This window comes from Pseudoruegeria sp. HB172150, assembly GCF_013184805.1.
Taxonomy (GTDB): Bacteria; Pseudomonadota; Alphaproteobacteria; order Rhodobacterales; family Rhodobacteraceae; genus Psychromarinibacter.
Map to the genome: position 1 here is coordinate 1,185,831 of NZ_JAATNG010000001.1, position 16,464 is coordinate 1,202,294.

At 58.7% G+C, this 16,464-nt stretch carries 18 protein-coding genes and 1 tRNA gene; 8 read left to right on the forward strand and 11 right to left on the reverse strand.

Annotated elements, in window-relative coordinates; translation table 11 throughout:
* Positions 1 to 31 precede the first annotated feature (31 nt).
* The 9 genes from HCO70_RS05725 to HCO70_RS05765 all read right to left on the reverse strand — a co-directional run bounded on the left by HCO70_RS05725 (position 32) and on the right by HCO70_RS05765 (position 6,503).
* Entirely contained in the window at positions 32 to 601 is a 570-nt protein-coding gene (locus tag HCO70_RS05725; protein WP_253913122.1) for a hypothetical protein, read from the reverse strand.
* Between the two features lie 237 nt (positions 602 to 838).
* The gene (locus HCO70_RS05730; RefSeq protein ID WP_172293905.1) at positions 839 to 1,228 is read right to left on the reverse strand and encodes a hypothetical protein; all 390 of its coding nucleotides are present in this window, start codon (positions 1,226 to 1,228) and stop codon (positions 839 to 841) included.
* Positions 1,229 to 1,615 carry a response regulator gene (locus tag HCO70_RS05735; RefSeq protein ID WP_172293907.1) on the reverse strand — a complete coding sequence of 129 codons (387 nt, stop codon included), beginning with the start codon at positions 1,613 to 1,615 and terminating at the stop codon, positions 1,229 to 1,231.
* Positions 1,606 to 2,514 (reverse strand): protein-glutamate O-methyltransferase CheR, encoded by a 909-nt coding sequence (locus tag HCO70_RS05740; RefSeq protein WP_172293909.1) that lies wholly within the window; start codon positions 2,512 to 2,514, stop codon positions 1,606 to 1,608. The genes HCO70_RS05735 and HCO70_RS05740 overlap by 10 nt, the downstream gene beginning before the upstream one ends.
* A complete protein-coding gene (locus HCO70_RS05745; RefSeq protein ID WP_172293911.1) occupies positions 2,511 to 2,975 on the reverse strand; it encodes a chemotaxis protein CheW in 465 nt (154 codons plus the stop codon). The genes HCO70_RS05740 and HCO70_RS05745 overlap by 4 nt, the downstream gene beginning before the upstream one ends.
* Before the next feature lie 4 nt (positions 2,976 to 2,979).
* Positions 2,980 to 5,121 (reverse strand): chemotaxis protein CheA, encoded by a 2,142-nt coding sequence (locus HCO70_RS05750; protein WP_172293913.1) that lies wholly within the window; start codon positions 5,119 to 5,121, stop codon positions 2,980 to 2,982.
* A 9-nt stretch (positions 5,122 to 5,130) separates the two neighbouring features.
* Positions 5,131 to 5,496 carry a response regulator gene (locus tag HCO70_RS05755; protein WP_172293915.1) on the reverse strand — a complete coding sequence of 122 codons (366 nt, stop codon included), beginning with the start codon at positions 5,494 to 5,496 and terminating at the stop codon, positions 5,131 to 5,133.
* Positions 5,486 to 5,788, reverse strand: coding sequence for an STAS domain-containing protein (locus HCO70_RS05760; protein WP_172293917.1), 303 nt, complete (start codon positions 5,786 to 5,788; stop codon positions 5,486 to 5,488). The genes HCO70_RS05755 and HCO70_RS05760 overlap by 11 nt, the downstream gene beginning before the upstream one ends.
* A 157-nt stretch (positions 5,789 to 5,945) precedes the next feature.
* Positions 5,946 to 6,503 (reverse strand): chemotaxis protein CheD, encoded by a 558-nt coding sequence (locus tag HCO70_RS05765; RefSeq protein WP_172293919.1) that lies wholly within the window; start codon positions 6,501 to 6,503, stop codon positions 5,946 to 5,948.
* 277 nt (positions 6,504 to 6,780) lie between these two features.
* Here HCO70_RS05765 and HCO70_RS05770 point away from each other — a divergent pair, with 277 nt between their 5' ends.
* From HCO70_RS05770 to HCO70_RS05780, 3 genes are all read left to right on the forward strand, one after another.
* Complete coding sequence (locus tag HCO70_RS05770) at positions 6,781 to 7,299, forward strand: N-acetyltransferase (RefSeq protein ID WP_172293921.1); 519 nt, start codon at positions 6,781 to 6,783, stop codon at positions 7,297 to 7,299.
* A gap of 70 nt (positions 7,300 to 7,369) precedes the next feature.
* Positions 7,370 to 7,446, forward strand: a tRNA-Asp gene (locus tag HCO70_RS05775).
* A 253-nt stretch (positions 7,447 to 7,699) separates the two neighbouring features.
* Complete coding sequence (locus HCO70_RS05780) at positions 7,700 to 7,957, forward strand: DUF1344 domain-containing protein (RefSeq protein ID WP_172293923.1); 258 nt, start codon at positions 7,700 to 7,702, stop codon at positions 7,955 to 7,957.
* 70 nt (positions 7,958 to 8,027) lie between these two features.
* On the opposite strand, the gene HCO70_RS05785 is transcribed toward HCO70_RS05780, so the two are convergent.
* Positions 8,028 to 9,404, reverse strand: a complete 1,377-nt coding sequence (locus HCO70_RS05785) for a M20/M25/M40 family metallo-hydrolase (protein WP_172293925.1) — start codon at positions 9,402 to 9,404, stop codon at positions 8,028 to 8,030.
* Between the two features lie 129 nt (positions 9,405 to 9,533).
* Between HCO70_RS05785 and HCO70_RS05790 the strand changes: the two genes are divergently transcribed.
* The 4 genes from HCO70_RS05790 to ispG all read left to right on the forward strand — a co-directional run bounded on the left by HCO70_RS05790 (position 9,534) and on the right by ispG (position 13,992).
* The gene (locus HCO70_RS05790) at positions 9,534 to 10,115 is read left to right on the forward strand and encodes a 5-aminolevulic acid synthase (protein WP_172293927.1); all 582 of its coding nucleotides are present in this window, start codon (positions 9,534 to 9,536) and stop codon (positions 10,113 to 10,115) included.
* Positions 10,116 to 10,216: 101 nt separating this feature from the next.
* Positions 10,217 to 11,440, forward strand: a complete 1,224-nt coding sequence (hemA, locus tag HCO70_RS05795; protein WP_172293930.1) for a 5-aminolevulinate synthase — start codon at positions 10,217 to 10,219, stop codon at positions 11,438 to 11,440.
* Between the two features lie 111 nt (positions 11,441 to 11,551).
* Positions 11,552 to 12,784 (forward strand): RodZ domain-containing protein, encoded by a 1,233-nt coding sequence (locus HCO70_RS05800; RefSeq protein WP_172293932.1) that lies wholly within the window; start codon positions 11,552 to 11,554, stop codon positions 12,782 to 12,784.
* Positions 12,785 to 12,858: 74 nt separating this feature from the next.
* Positions 12,859 to 13,992 carry a flavodoxin-dependent (E)-4-hydroxy-3-methylbut-2-enyl-diphosphate synthase gene (gene ispG, locus HCO70_RS05805; protein WP_172293934.1) on the forward strand — a complete coding sequence of 378 codons (1,134 nt, stop codon included), beginning with the start codon at positions 12,859 to 12,861 and terminating at the stop codon, positions 13,990 to 13,992.
* A gap of 303 nt (positions 13,993 to 14,295) precedes the next feature.
* Here the strand turns inward: ispG and HCO70_RS05810 are convergent, their stop codons facing one another.
* Complete coding sequence (locus HCO70_RS05810) at positions 14,296 to 14,853, reverse strand: hypothetical protein (RefSeq protein WP_216665277.1); 558 nt, start codon at positions 14,851 to 14,853, stop codon at positions 14,296 to 14,298.
* Between the two features lie 711 nt (positions 14,854 to 15,564).
* Between HCO70_RS05810 and HCO70_RS05815 the strand changes: the two genes are divergently transcribed.
* Positions 15,565 to 16,074, forward strand: a complete 510-nt coding sequence (locus HCO70_RS05815) for a hypothetical protein (protein ID WP_172293938.1) — start codon at positions 15,565 to 15,567, stop codon at positions 16,072 to 16,074.
* Positions 16,075 to 16,464 lie beyond the last annotated feature (390 nt).

Below are 16,464 nucleotides of genomic sequence, written 5' to 3' on the forward strand. Positions count from 1 at the left end.
CACGCAGTATTTCCGTTTCATCCAACACGCCTTAAAGCAGCGATTCCGCGTTAATGCCGATCGTTATGGCGCCAATGGCTTCGTTGTTTGACGGATCGACGATGACAACGGAAACTTGGCCCTGATAGGTCTGGCTCGACTCGTCGAATTCGATTTCGCTGTAGTGGACGGATCCAGCGCCGAGGCCAAAAGTCTTTTGGAATTTGGCTTCATCTCCTTGCCAGTAGTCGGAGGTCGCCGAACTGGCCGATACATTCAAACCAATTGCATCCATCGTGAATGCTTCGGTGATGGCGCCTTCCGATTCTTCGACACGTGAGCGCAAGAAATCGGCGGCTGGATTACGCAATACGTCGTCAACGATGTCGGATGACCCGCTGGCGAGACCGTCACGCCATTCACGGTCGAGTTGATCGATGTCGGCAGAACTGAAGCCCATTGTCCGCGTGTTTTGCTCTTTTATTGCTGCAACAAGTACCGGATCATTGATCCAGCCGCGCAGTTCAGCTTCGAGATAGGCTTCCAGAGCCGGGCGAAACTCATCCGCTGCGGCCGTGCCGGCCAGCATTACGATGGCCGAAGAAAGGGCTAGGATTTTCAAGTGTACACTCCACTCTGCATTGAGACGGCCAGCTCTTGTGAGGCGACTAGTCATACCGCCTCTTTAGTCGAAACAGATTTTCAAATATTTAAGATCCTGGTTGGATGCACTTCTCTTGCTCCACCCGTCATCCCTCCAGAAGGATTATTGTCAGAAGGGTCGGTTGGTAGTGCTGCAAAATGGCCAACCTAGCCCTGATCCGAAAATACATAGAATGTGACTTTACGCTAGGACGGCTCAGAACAGCTCGACCTTGCCAGGATGTGCTCGGTCGCGACCAGAGCTGGCTTCTAGCCCAGTGGTCAAACGATCTCGCATGTCCTCCAGGAAAACGCCGTCAAGTACGTGCGTTAAGTCGTACTCGTGCGTTGCCACCGGAAGGTCAGACAACCCGTGGACGGCGGCACTAAGACAGACAAGGCTCTGCGTCAGCATGTCTGCTGATTGCAGGACTTGCCGCGTATGGCTATCGCTGCCGGTCAACGGCAGGTTGTGAATTGCCTCCTGCAGTTCGGCGGACATGGCGCCGAGCCCGGAAATCTCTTCAGAGAGACGATTCAGAAATATGCTTCGGTCGACAGTGACCGGCATCGGCTCGGGCAGCACGTCGTCGTCATTCACTGTCATTCAAAGCCTGCCGAATACTTTTTCGATGCATTCCCGAAGGTTGGCAGCGGTGAATGGCTTCTTCAGAAAATTGTTCATACCTAGCTGTGCCCCTTGCTGGATGACCCTGGCATCTTCCGAACCGGTTACCATGATGAAACCGGTCTTCGCGGTTGACGCGGTCGATCGAATTGCCCGCAACAGTCCCAGGCCGTCCATTTGTGGCATGTTATAGTCAGAGATTACCAGGTGAACGGGCGTTCTGGACAAGTAGTGGATTGCTTCCTGCCCATTGCTCACATAGTCATAATTCTTGATGTTGAGTTGATCGAGTGCCTGCGTGAGAAGCCCGCGACTTACAGCCATATCGTCGACCACGAGAATTTTCAGTTTATCCCTCAATGACATGTCGGTTCTTCCTTGGGCCTCGGGGTCGCCTCACGACGGCGGTAGGTCGTCGTGTAGAGCGGTTCGGTCAGGGTTGCAGCGCAATCAGTCAGTCGTTCAGAATGTCCGGTGATCAGCCACCCGCCAGGATGAAGATTTTCAACGAACCTCTTCCAGACAGCCGCTTTTGTCTCGGCGCCAAAATAGATCACAACGTTGCGGCACATGATGACATCGAACTTTCGCTTGAATGGCCATTCACCGATGAGGTTCAGGCGCCGGAACGTAATCAGCGACTGCAGTTCCGAGCCGACCTGCCAACTATCGGGGTCGTCGGTGCAGGGGCGAAAATAGCGGTCCTTCTGGTCTTGAGGTACTTGGGCCAGAGATCGGGACGAGTATGTCCCTGCGGATGCCAGTTGCAGAATGGCCGGATCGATATCGCTCGCTAGGATGCGAAAATCGTATCGGGCGATATCAGGAATTTCCTGTAGGAAAGTCAGAGCCAGTGTATATGGTTCCTCTCCGGATGCGCAGCCGGCGGACCAAATTCGAACGCTCCCTCCACTCTGTAGCGTGATCCTCAATTCGGGGATCATGTGCTGTCGAAGATAATCGAAATGGTGGGGTTCGCGAAAAAAGCGGGTGACGTTGGTTGTCAGAACGGACAGCATTTCCAAGCGCTCTGTCTCTCCGTCAATGCCCTCGATGAAATCACAATATGCGCGGTAAGTTGTTAGACCGAGGCTACGCAGTCGGCCGGAAAGGCGCGAATGGACCAAGGGAAGCTTGCTCTCTGTCAGTTCGATTCCGGCTTCACGAAGCAACAGGTCAGCGATTCGATGGAACTCGGCCAACGACAGCTCACGCGACTTTGTCGACGCGTTTTGGATCACGCTGGCAGCGAGAGGCTCATTCATGCAGCAGCACCGGTCTTTTCGGGCAGAATCGCCCCGAGGTTGAGAAGCCTGATCATGCGATCCTCACGGGTGATGATTCCAGACAGGAACTCTGCACCGGTTCCGGCGACGTCCGGTGTCGGCTGAACCTCCTTGTCGGTGGCGCTGAGAATGTCAGATACCGCATCCACCAGGAGCCCGACAATCGGACCGTCTATCTGGGTAATGATGATGACATTGCGCGCATTTGGCTCGGGCACTTCCAAACCTAGCCGCGCAGCCAGATCAACGATGGGCACTACCGCGCCGCGCAGATTTATGACACCGCGTACATAGGGCGGTGCCTGTGGAATAACTGTGGCAGGCGTCCAACCACGAATTTCACGGACGGACATGATGTTGAAGCAAAAGTCCTGCTCGGCAATGCGGAAGGCGATCAGTTCATTGACGTCTTCCGCATCGTTTTCGTTCATCTCTGACATTTGGTCACTCCGCTGCAATTGGGGTGGAAAGGACCGCGCCACCGCCGGCGCCACTGCCGACAATGGCCGAAGGATCAAGGATCAGGGCAATCCGGCCATCTCCGAGGATCGTTGCTGCCGCCACACCGGGTACCTGGCCGTAATTTTCTTCAAGCCCCTTGATTACTACCTGGCGTTGATCGTGGATCAGATCAATCAACAGCGCGGCGCGTACCCCGTCTGCGGTTTCAACCAGCAGGATGACGTGACTGCCAGTGATATCGACGGGCGGACGGTACCCCATGACCGCGCCCACATCGACGATGGGGACGTAGTTTCCGCGAATACGAACGACGGCATTGTTCTTGCCGAGTTGGAATACTTGGTCGGTGGGGACACGCATCGTCTCGACGATGGACGAAATCGGAACGACGACGGTTTGGCCGCCGACCTCGATCACCATCCCGTCCAGCACCGCGAGGGTCAGGGGCAGGACGATCGAGAAGGTACTCCCTTTGCCCGGGTCGGACGCGATCGAGACGCGACCGCCAAGCGACTGGATCGATTTTTTAACCACGTCCATGCCGACGCCCCGGCCCGAAAGCGCGGTAAGCGTCGTTGCGGTCGAAAAGCCTGGCTGAAAGATAAGGTTGTCTATGTCGTTCGCGGTCAGCTGCGCATCAGGCGCGATCAAGCCCTTTTCCTCGGCGATCTTACGGACCTTTTCGCGATTGATGCCGGCACCGTCATCTGCAATCTCAATCACCACTCGGCCCGAGAGATGCGCCGCCGACAGCCGGATCGTTCCCTCGGGCGATTTGCCGACGGAGATCCGGTCCTCTGCATTCTCAAGCCCGTGATCGACCGCATTGCGGATCATGTGGGTCAGCGGATCCGCGAGTTTTTCGATGACAGTCTTGTCAATCTCGGTCGATGCACCTTCGGTCAACATGCGCAGGGTCTTGCCCGTGTCCGTTCCGGCCTCGCGTGCAATCCGGGACATCCGTTGGAACAGTGCCTTGACCGGCTGCGCACGTATCGCCATCACGCTGTCCTGGATCTGGCGGGTAAGGGTCCGAAGCTCCTCGAGGCCGACATCGATATCGCTGCCCTGGGAAATACCATCGCGCTTCACGGCCTGTGTGAGCATGGCCTGGTTGATCACCAACTCGCCCACCAGATTGATCATCCGGTCGATGCGGTGCAGATCGACACGGATCGTAGAGGCAACGGGCTGGGCCTTAGCGGAATCAGCCGCGACTTTTTTGTCCGGAGCAGCAGGGGAAGCGGAAAGAGCCGGCGCTGAGCTGTTAACCGCGGCCGACGGTGCCGGCGCGTCGACCGCTTCCATTTCCGACGCAGTAGTCTCGGTTACCGATTGCCCTGATAGGTCCGGCAGCGGTGGGAGCTCTGCTGTTCCATCGCCAGCTGTTTCGGTGATCGTCAGGTCGCAAAGACCTTCGACGAACTCAAAAACCTCGCGCAATGCGGTTTCCGAAGCTTCCGTCTGCAGTGCCACGTGCCATTTGAGAACACTTTGCTCCGGATCCAAAGAGTCGAATTCCGGGAGGCCGGATAAGTCGCAATCGACCTCTGCCTCTCCCAGCGCGCAAAGCTCCCGCAGGAGGAACACGGCCTCGTTGCCACTCCTGTAAAGTTCGTCGTTTGGATGGAAGTCGACCGAAAACCGTAGTTCCGAAGCTGCAGGCCCCGAGAACTCGTCCAGGGCCAATGTCATTGGAGTGAAGTCGACGTCGACCTCTGCCGGGGTATCATCCTCTTCGCCAGTGAGCGCGCGCAATTCGGCGAGCAACGGCTCACCCGCCGCATCCTCTTCATCACCGCTGCCGTCACGGGCGGCTTCCAGAAGGACGGTCAGATGGTCTGAACTGCGCATCATCACGTCCAGCACATTACCGTTCAGAGCCAGTTCCCCGTTGCGTAGTGCGTCGAGAACGTTTTCGAACCTGTGTGCGAAGCGTACCACGGCATCCAGCGCGAATGCCCCGGCGCCACCTTTGATTGAGTGCACTGCTCGGAAGACGGAGTTCACCGTCTCCGGATCGACCTCGCCGCCGGACATTTCGTCGAGTCCGTCGGTCAACTGTTCCAGAAGATCTTCCGATTCCTGGAAGAACGTGGCGCGCAGTTCGTCGGTCTTACTCATGGGCGCACCTCATGCGGAAACACGGCGGATGGCCGAGGCCAACGCGACATCGTCGAAAGGCTTCACGATCCATCCCGTGGCGCCTGCGTCCCGGGCTCGTGCCTTCATCGCCGGCGAGCTTTCCGTGGTCAGCACCAGGATTGGGGTGGCTCGGTACGCGTCTTTGGCGCGGACAGCTTCGATTACGCCGAAGCCGTCAAGACGCGGCATGTTGATGTCAGTAATCACCACGTCGGGATTTGCAGCGTCTAGCTTGTCGAGTCCGTCGATACCGTCTTCTGCCAACGTGATGTCGAACCCGGATTCTGAAAGTGACACCTGAAGAAGATCGCGCATGGTGCGCGAGTCATCGATTGCGAGCACCTTAAGTGTCATTCTGTGCCTCCTTCGCGCCGACCTGCGACGGGTTCAGACCGCAGATCCGCAGGCCGTCCCGTATATCTCCGGACATGTTTTGGATTTCGAAATGAACGCCATCCGACTGCCAGGCCAGCTTCGCTGCCAGCAAAACCTGCAGGCATTGCGCGCCGATCTGCGTGACAGGGGCGAAGTCCAGCGCAACAGGGCGGCCGCGCCTTTCCTTCAATGTGTTCATCAACCCTGTCGCTTCGGCGCCTTTCAGCTTCGAGGGCAATTGAAGCAGCGTCGTATCTTCGTTTCCGGCCATCACGGTCAGCTCCTCAACAGACGATGTGAACCCGGGCGGCACGGCTTGATCAGCCTGCCGGCGCCAAGTGGCGGCCCGTAATATCTCCATCGGCTGGGCTTTTGTTCGAATGAGGTTTGCATCGTTTTCCCTAAGGAGCAGTTAAGTGAGAAAGGGTTCAGAACAGCTCCACTTCACCCGACCCGCCGGGCGGAACTGCAGGGCGCCGATCACGCGGCGGTGTCTTCGGTGGTTTTGTCTCTTCTATTGGAACGGCCTCGGCCGTCAGAAGCTGTTTCGCGTGCCCGCTCTCCGGGAAGAAACGGACTCGTCGGGCCTGGCGACCGCCAATACTCTCGGCCTTGATCGGTATGCTCTCCGCTTCCAGGAAATCGCGCACGAAGGCTGCGTTTGCCTCGCCGATGCCAAGCCCGTTCTCGAACGTGTTCGCACCGCCAAAGATCTTGGCAACGAGATTTGTCTTTCGCCCACCGATATGCATCAGCTCGTTGATCAGGGCTTCCATGGCGAACACACCGAACTTGTTGTGCCCGGAAGCGTCATTCCGGCGGCCTGGCAGGAGGATGTGGTTCATTCCACCGACCCTAGCCGTGGGATCCCACAGGCATGCGGCGATGCAGGACCCCAGAATGCAGCTAAGCACCACGTTCGGATCGCCCGACACCGACAATTCGCCTTGGCAGACGGCGATGACCTTGGGGTTGCTGGCAGTCATGACAGATCTTCGATATCAGCGGTCGACGAATGCATGCCGGCCAAACCCGAGCGTGCTAGGATTTGCTTGGTCTGCATGGAGTTGAAGTTGGACAATGCAAGCTCCGCTTAACCGGGATCTGCGCCGAATCGTTCGCGCCGTCGGAGCATGTTCTGGCATCGGGGAATGAAACTCCCCTTAACGCAGATACGGTTCTTTTTGGGAGGGCTTTGGGCTGTTGTCCGTCGGCGATAAGGGACGTAGGACCTGCTTTTGGATTGGCCGCCGAGGAACCGCTATGCCATTGGAATTGCGTGCCGCGACAACGGGAGACCTGACTGATATTCGCGATCTCCAGATTGCAAGCTGGCGCAGAGCATATAAGGGAATCCTATCAGCAGACTTTCTTTCGTCGACTATTGTAGACGAACTGAGCACGCGCTGGAGTGTCCTTCCCGGAACTGGCTGGACGGTCGACACTGCCTGGCTTGGTCCGCGACTTGCAGGATTCGTTTCGGTCGACCGCAACAAAGGAGCCGGAGCCTATGTCGACAATCTCCACGTTGCCGGGTGGGCGCAAGGACAAGGCGTGGGGCGAGCGCTGATGGCGCGTGCTGCCCGACAATTGGCGGAGGAGGGTATCGGCCGCATCTGGTTGACGGTCATCCGAGAAAACGCTGGCGCGCGAGCATTTTACAGGAAAATTGGTGGTGTCGAGGGGCCGGAACGGGTTGAAAACCTATACGGTGAAATGGTGCAAACATATCCGGTTGAATGGACTGAATCCGGTCGTCTCGCGGCTCTCTCGCCAAGCTAGAAGTTTCCGCGAGATCCCTTGCCAAAGTCGCTTGACGCCCGTTTCGCCGTGGCATATGTCCCGTCGGCACGCGGTTGTAGCTCAGTTGGTTAGAGTACCGGCCTGTCACGCCGGGGGTCGCGGGTTCGAGCCCCGTCAACCGCGCCACTCCCCCAGATATTGGAGAGTTGCGCTTCGCAGACCTGGCAAGGTTCGCGCTGGCTATCCAGCCGGTCGCGCACAGTCGCATGCAAACACTTCGCTGTGCGCAGGGCTATGCGGATGGCCGACGCACCTATATCCAATACCAGCGCCACCGGGACCTGCCGGGCTGCTCTCTCAGATCAGCCGACGCGACAGGCCAAGACGGTGACGCAAAGACCCTGCGGCCAAGACCGCAGGAATTTGGAGACCCTTCAAAATGCGTAAGTTCCTGATGCCCGCCATCGTGGCGGCCAGTGTCGTTATGTCCGGTGCGGCCTTTGCCACCACCACAACCGTTGGCACGATCAAGTCGCTGGACATGGCAAAACGCAGCCTGACGCTGGAGAACGGAATTTCCTACACGCTTCCGCCGAATTTTCAGGATCCTGGCCTGAAGGTCGGCGAAAGGGTCAGCGTGGTCTGGGACATGAACGAGCATGCCCATGAAGCCACGTCGGTAAAAATCGCAAACTGACGCGATCCTGATCGCAGAAGAGCCGGAGGCCCTCGGGCCTCCGGCTTTCATTTGCCTTTGGCTGGCGCGCCTAGCGTGTCAGAGCGTCCAGAACGCGCACCCAACTGCGCGCGCCTTTATGAAAGCTTTCCAGATCATATTTCTCGTTCGGGCTGTGGATCTGGTCGTCGTCGCGGCCGAAACCGATCAGCATTGAGTCCACGCCGAGAATTGACTTGAAGTAGCCCGCGATCGGGATCGAACCGCCGGAGCCGATAAAGGCCGCCGGGTTCGGCCATTCATCGGAGAGAGCGAGGCGCGCTTTCTCAAAGGCAGGGTCGCTGGTGGCCATAACGCTGGCCGGCGAGGCGCCGTGGCCCTTGAACTCAACACTGCAATCAGGCGGCAGCATGTCCCGCACCATCGCGCGGAAGCTTTCGCGGATCTCCAGCGGGTCCTGTGTGCCGACGAGGCGGAAGCTGATCTTGGCGTGTGCCTTCGACGGCAGAACCGTCTTGAAGCCGTCGCCGGTGTAGCCACCCCAGATGCCATTCACCTCGCAGGTCGGCCGCGACCAGATCATTTCGAGCCCGGACCTGTCCTGTTCACCAGCCTTTTCCGACAAACCAACGCCGCCTAGGAATCCCGACTCGTCGAAGCCAAGCTGCTCCCATTGCGCACGTATTTCGTCGGAGATCTCCGGGACGCCGTCATAGAAGCCGGGAACCGTGATCCTGCCGGTCTCGTCATGCAGGGACGCTATGATCTTCGACAACACCCGGATCGGGTTCATCGCGATGCCGCCATACATGCCCGAATGCAAATCCTTGTCGGGTCCGGTGATGGTAAGTTCTTCACCCAGCAGACCGCGGAGCATGGTGGTGATGGCGGGAGTGTTGTCGTCGAAAAGACCGGTGTCGCAGATCAGCGCGAGATCGGGCGCGCTGAATTCTTCAGTGTTCGCATTCAGGAAGGGGACAAGAGACGGTGAACCGGACTCTTCCTCGCCTTCGAGGAAGAAGGTCAGCTTGCAGGGCAGAGTGCCGTTAACGGCCTTCCAGGCGCGGCAGGCTTCGATGAAGGTCATCAGCTGCCCCTTATCGTCGCATGCACCGCGCCCGCGTATAACCTTGCCCTTCGGCGTCTCCTCGACTTGCGGGTCGAACGGGTCCTTGTTCCAGAGATTGAGCGGATCAACTGGCTGAACGTCGTAATGACCGTAGAACATCAAATGCGGACCGTCGCCGTCTACGTGGCCGACGACCATCGGATGCCCGGGCGTGGCGCGCTTTTCCGCCGCGATGCCCAGTGAAAGCAGGTCGGCAACCAGCCAGTCCGCTGCCGTATCGCACGCGGACTTGTAGGCTGGGTCGGTGGAGATGGACTGGATCCGCAGCAGTTCCATCAGCCGCTCCAACGCGGCGGGCAGGTCGTCATCAATGCGGGCGAGTACGGCGTCGAGGCTCATCGTCGGTCCTTCAGTCGGGGTGAGTCCCTGCGCACGGTAGCGATTGTCCTACGGCTGTCCAGAGACGTAGGTGGCCGACAGTGCCTCCGCGCGCTAGGTTGGTTGCGCAACGAATTGCAGGAGTCTGAGATGCGCCGCGTCGCCATGGTTTTTTTGCCGAGCCTTTGCATGGCAACTCATGCCTTCGCCCAGCCGCTTACTGGCGCGGAGGCAAAAGACCTGCTGTTCAATGCCGACGAATTGGTCGTCGCGGTAAACCCGGCGGCCGAACTGTCGGACAAGGACCGTAATACCCTGGACATTCTCGTTGAATCCAATGGGTTCGGGTACTACGGCGCCATCTCCTTCGCACCGGAAGAGGGGCTTTTGTCAGAGTCGCTTCAGGGCGCCTTCAACTTTCATTCGGTCGAAGACGCAAACGCAGCGGCACGTGCCGCCTGCGAGGCGTCTAGGAAACCGGACGGTTCACCTTGCATTATCGCTGCTCAGTTATTGCCGCAGCGATGGAGGCCCGCCAGGTTCCAGTTGTCACAGGATGCTACCCGGGCATTCGAAGGCTATCTAGAAGAAGCCGGTGAGAAAGCCCTTGCTTCGTCTTCCACAACCGGTGCGTTCGCGGTCGGAACCGGGGAGGATGCCGAAAGCACGGCGCTCGAAGAATGTAACGCAAGGGCACCTGATAAGGACTGCGTGATCGCGCTCCGAAATTGATCCATGTCAGGGCGGCAAAAGGTATCAGTCGGGTATTCCGCCATTGGAATATGAGGCCCGAGCCTTTAATGAGAATAAATCAAGACCGCGGGGGAATCACGTTGGACTATACCGCTCATCTCGACCAGGCGCTGCAGCAGTTGCATGACGAGGGGCGCTACCGCACCTTCATCGACATTGAACGCACGCGCGGTGCATTTCCGAACGCGACGTGGAAACGTCCCGACGGGACGGAACGTCCGGTCACGGTGTGGTGTGGCAACGACTACCTCGGAATGGGGCAGCATCCCGTGGTGCTGCAGGCCATGCATGACGCCATCGATTCTGCAGGCGCCGGTTCAGGCGGGACGCGGAACATCAGCGGTACGACAATCTACCACAAGCAGCTCGAGGCGGAGCTTGCGGACCTTCATGGCAAGGAAGCCGCGCTTGTGTTCACGTCCGCCTATATTGCGAACGATGCGACTTTGAGCACACTGCCCAAATTGTTCCCGGGTCTGATCATCTATTCCGATGCGTTGAACCACGCCTCGATGATCGAGGGTATCCGCCGTAACGGCGGCGCAAAGCGCATCTTCCGCCACAACGACATCGAACATCTGCGCGAATTGCTGGAAGCCGACGATCCCAAAGCGCCGAAACTGATCGCCTTCGAATCCGTCTACTCGATGGACGGCGATTTCGGGCGGATAGAGGAGCTTTGCGATCTCGCCGATGAGTTCGGCGCGCTAACCTACTGTGACGAGGTGCACGCGGTTGGTATGTACGGCCCGCGTGGCGGCGGCGTGGCCGAGCGCGACCGGCTGCAGCATCGGGTCGACATCTTCAACGGCACCCTGGGCAAGGCCTACGGTGTGGTTGGCGGGTATATCGCCGCAAGTGCGAAAATGTGTGATGCAATACGGTCTTATGCACCGGGCTTCATCTTCACCACGTCGCTGCCACCGGCGGTTGCGGCGGGCGCGGCTGCGTCCGTCCGGCATCTGAAGACCGATCAGGGGCTGCGCGATAAGCATCAGGAACAGGCGAAGATCCTTAAGACTCGGCTTCGGGCACTTGGCTTGCCGTTCATCGACCATGGCTCGCACATCGTGCCGGTGATCGTTGGCAACCCGATCCACACGAAGACGATCAGCGACATGCTGCTGGATCAGCATGGCATCTACGTGCAGCCAATCAACTTCCCCACGGTTCCGCGCGGGACCGAGCGACTGCGTTTCACGCCGTCGCCGGTCCACGGTCCGGACGAGATCGACCGCCTCATTCGTGGGCTGGATGACTTGTGGTCCCATTGTGCGCTGAATCGCGCCGAATTGTCGGCGTGATTGTTCCTAAAGTGCATTGACGCTCCGCCTATGTTAGCGTGTTGCTAATACATGACTGCGGGAGGCGAATCATGACCCGCAGCGAACGGGACGTTAAGGGTAATACGGGGCATGATCGGGCGGCGGACAGCTCCTCCACCGGACGGCGTAGTTGCAGAATCGATGGGGCCGAAAAGCTTCGACGATTATGAGGTGCGCCTGGGCGACGTGATGCGCGGCGAGCGCGCCACGCTCGGCAAGTCTTTGCTGGATGTACAACGCGAACTGAAGATCAAGGCAAGTTACATTGCCGCGATCGAGAATGCGGATCCCTCCGCTTTCGAAACGCCCGGGTTTGTCGCCGGGTACGTCCGCAGTTATGCACGGTATCTGCAGCTCGACCCGGAATGGGCCTACGGGCAGTTTTGCGACGAAGGAAACTTCCAGGTTTCGCATGGACTTTCTTCTGCGGCACGCAACCGGCAGGAGAAGCCCAAAAGGCCCGATGGAGCGGCACGGGCGACGGTGTCCCGCGATCCGTTTGAAGATCCCAACACCCCCTTTGCTCCGCGCGGCGAAAGTGTTTTTGCGCGCATTGAACCGGGCGCTCTTGGCTCGCTGACCGTTCTGGCCGCTCTGATAGCCGGACTGACCTATGGTGGTTGGGCCGTTCTTCAGCAAGTTCAGAAGGTTCAATTGACGCCGGTCGACCAGACGCCCGGCGTCGCCATGGAGGTGGACCGTCTAGCGCCGTCCGAGGCCATAGGTACGGAGAGTGCCGGTCTGGCGCCACCGCCTGCGGATGCATTTGACCGCCTCTACCGGCCGCAGGCGCTTGATGTACCGGTTCTCACCGCGCGTGATGGGCCGATTGCGACGCTCGATCCCTCCAGCATCGGAACGTTCGCCAGCCCTGCCGAATCCAGCAACTCGATCGCGCAGACTGAAGCAGAGCCGCCGGCAAATGCTGAACCAGACCCGCGCATGCTCGCGGACGCGTCCCCGGTCAAGGTTGTTGAGGATGCCGCACCCAAGGTCGTCATGTTCGCGGTCCGCCCGTCTTGGGTGCGTGTAACTTCGCAGGACGGAACGGTGCTGTTTGAGCAGATCCTGGATTCCGGCGAACCCTATGTGTTGCCGCAGACCGAAGAAGCGCCAAAACTGCGCGCTGGCAATGCTGGAGCAGTCTATTTCCTGGTGGGCGGTCAAACCTATGGTCCGGCCGGCGAAGGCGGGGCGGTGGTGAAGAATGTTCCGCTTGGTCATGAAGATCTGCGGGGCAATTACGCGGTCGCTGACCTCACGCAGGACCGCGAGCTTGCCAAGATCGTCGCCAGCCTCGAGGCGCTGCCCACCGAGGAGTGACCTGATCGGGCGTTGCAGGCGATGGCCCGAAGGACTACCTCAGAGACAAGCATTCGCAGACGGAGGGGAACCCCGTGTCGCTGAACCATGTGCGCCCTTGGCGTAACATCTACCGCCGGAAGTCACGTCAGATCATGGTCGGCAATGTGCCGGTCGGGGGTGATGCGCCGATTACGGTGCAGACCATGACCAACACCGACTCCTCGGACGTGGGGGCCACAGTGGCGCAGGTGCTGGCCTGCGCCGAGGCCGGGGCTGATATCGTCCGGGTATCAACCCCAGACGAGGCCGCCACCAAGGCGCTGCGCGAGGTGGTCAGCGAAAGCCCGGTTCCGATCGTCGCCGATATCCATTTCCACTACAAACGTGCCATCGAGGCGGCGGAGGCGGGGGCGGCTTGCCTCAGGATCAATCCCGGCAATATCGGTGACGAGAAGCGGGTGAAGGAAGTGATCCGGGCTGCGAAGGATCATGGCTGCTCGATCCGGATCGGGGTGAATGCCGGCTCGCTGGAACGGCACCTGCTGGAGAAGTATGGTGAGCCCTGTCCCGACGCGATGGTCGAGAGCGGGATGGACCACATCCGGATCCTCGAGGACAACGACTTCCACGAGTTCAAGATCTCGGTGAAGGCGTCGGACGTGTTTCTGGCCGCGGCGGCCTATCAGGCGCTGGCGGAGGCGACGGATGCGCCGATCCACCTCGGGATCACCGAGGCGGGCGGGCTGATGTCGGGGACGATCAAGTCGGCCATCGGGCTGGGGAACCTCCTGTGGATGGGGATCGGGGATACGCTGCGGGTGAGCCTGTCGGCGGATCCGGTCGAGGAGGTGAAGGTCGGCTACGAGATCCTGAAGAGCCTCGGGCTTAGGCACCGGGGGGTCAACATCATCTCCTGCCCGTCCTGCGCGCGGCAGGGGTTCGATGTGATCAGGACGGTCGAGGCGCTGGAGAAGCGGCTGGAGCATGTGAAGACGCCGATGAGCCTGTCGATCATCGGCTGCGTGGTGAACGGGCCGGGCGAGGCGCTGATGACGGATGTGGGCTTCACCGGGGGCGGGGCCGGGAACGGGATGGTCTATCTGGCGGGCAAGCAGAGCCACCGGATGTCGAACGATCAGATGATCGACCATATCGTCGAGCAGGTGGAGAAAAAGGCGGCCGAGATCGAGGCCGAAACGGCGGCGGCGGAGCAGGCGGCCGAATAGCGTCCCCATGGGGACGGGGGGTCAACCCATTGATTTCAGGCATGTTAGCGCAAACGTCGGTGTGAGGACGGTTGCCGCATTGGCCGATTGGGCAGCAGCCGGCTTGCGGCAGCACAGGGTCCGAAAAGTGCCTGCGGTTCTTAGGGCGGTGCGACGATGGTGCTTTTACATGCACGGCCTGCGGCTGGTCCGGTGGGGCGGGCAGATTGCCCACCCTACCTGGCCGCACGACAGCAGCGAGACGGACCTCGTCCGCTAGCTGGCAGCGGGCAGGTTGATCCGCCCGCTGACCAATCGATGGAGTTATTGGCAGTTGTGAAGCGTCCAATGATTCCACTGAAGGTAATCGTTGACCTGGACGCCGTTTACGGGGTGACCATATTCTTCCGCGTCTTCGTCATACGTAAAGGCTTCCGAGTCTGAGATGCGGTGATAGTCATTCGATCCTTTCTCAAAACGCACTTCGACCTGAAGTCTGCACTTCTCAGGCCAGGGGATTTCGAATCTCGCGGCGTCGTTAAGGGGAATATTCGGGCCGCGCACCGTGCGCGCCACGAGATCCCCGTCGTCGTAGGGGCAAAACAGGAGCAGCTGGACATCGTCGATCCGATCGTAGGTATTACTATTCATTACCCAGAAGTATTGGATTTCCGGATCATCGTCGCCTGTCCTGTCCCTGTAGTCGTCAGCCAGTGTCGAATCAAAATATGTCGTGCTACCCATTCTACCTTCATAGTCGTCGCAAGTGTAGGCATGGGCGGGGGCCACGGCTGCAAGTGAAAACAGGGTCGCGGTGATGCCGATTGCAGTTTCTTTTGTGTTCTTCACGTATGATGCTCCTGTTTCAGGTTTGATCGACATTGTACTGTTAGGTGTAGTCAAGGATCGTATCCTGATTCTATGATTTGACTTTGATCCGGCCCTGCTTCCAATCAGCATTTGACCGATGGCGATTATATACTCAGGTGCTTCCCCCGATCTTGGAGAGCGGCTGGATAATTCAGGTATTTTTCGAGGCGCAGAGTTTCTGGAGCATGGACGCCAATCGACCCTGCCCGTGAATTGCATCGCGGTGGGGCGGGCGAGCCGGTTCGGGAAGCTGGCTTCAAGGCTCGATTGTCGTCAGTTACGTCGTGACTTTACGCGATGACGGATGCGCCCGTGTCGACCTGCGCTTCTGTCAGGCAGAAATGATGATGGGCGATGCATATCTTCCCGATAGCGGGAAACACGAACTCGGTGCGCCAAGCAAAGGGAGTCCCGTTGAGGCGTCCCGAGCCCAACCCTGAGTTCGTGCAGCCCTGTCCGATGAAGATGTCTGGCGGGTTCCTCTTTTGGCACGGTGTCGCACCCGGTGTCTGGAGACGCGCCGCGTAACGTGTGAGCCCATTGGACCAGGCGCGAGGCGCCAATAGGTTTCCGACTGAGGCGAGCGAATTCCAGAATTTCTCCAATATTTCTACCTATTTACTCCAAGCAAATATCGCGGAACGTATGCGACCAATAGCGTCAGAAAGCTCAACCGCAGCTCGGGGTGACTCTGCGGTCATTAGAACTGAAATGGAAAAATCAATGAAGCCGGTCATCAAGTTACTATGCGCTGCCACATGCGTACCCCTCAGCATCATCGCGACGTCGCCCGCATTTGCGACGAGCTGTACGTTTCCGGACGACAGTGTCTATGAGGGAGCGACAAGGAAATACGAAGACACGACGCTGAAACAAGCTTTCTACGACGCAGGCGGAAGTGAAAGCGCAGAGATCGTGAAGTTCTACGTTATGAACTACAGCCCATTCACATCAATCGACGACATTCAGATGCTCCTGTTTTGTGATGGCATGGACGTCGCAAGAACCGTTCGTGGACCGGACATAAACGGCTACTTTTACACCAAGGCAAACACAGCAGCGATATTTGATCTTCCTTGGGTAGATGGCTGCCGCCTTCAGACCGAAATTCGTTGGAAAGGATACACGCACTACCAGCGGGTTTCCGATTCTTACAATGGCGAAGACAACGGCATCAGCGTCAAAGCTGCCGACACGGGCATGGAAAGCATAACAATGCACGATTGCAAGTAACGGTTGGTGAACGCGCCTGTGCGGCCTTCCCGCTTCCTGGTGGTTTCGGCGGGTCTTCGGACCGACGGCCCGATCGCAACCTGACGTCGAAGCCCTTTGGGGCGATGCGTCGGGTTGACTTAGCCTTGGTCGCAAGAAATCCCGACAGCCTATCGAAAGAAACGAATACGTGTGCTGCCGGCGGCGAAAATCCAGAGTCTCCGCAGGAAAACTCCAAGTTTCGGCAGCCGACCCGCGCCAGGATGATGTGACGGAAAATGGCCCGGTCCGGCGGCAAATGTACCTGCCAACCGCAACGGAAAATGACCTGTGAGTTAGACGGCCAGGCGTTTCTTTCCCGGTAACAGATGCTGCCAGCTACAACAATGAAGTAAAAGTAACGGAACCCGA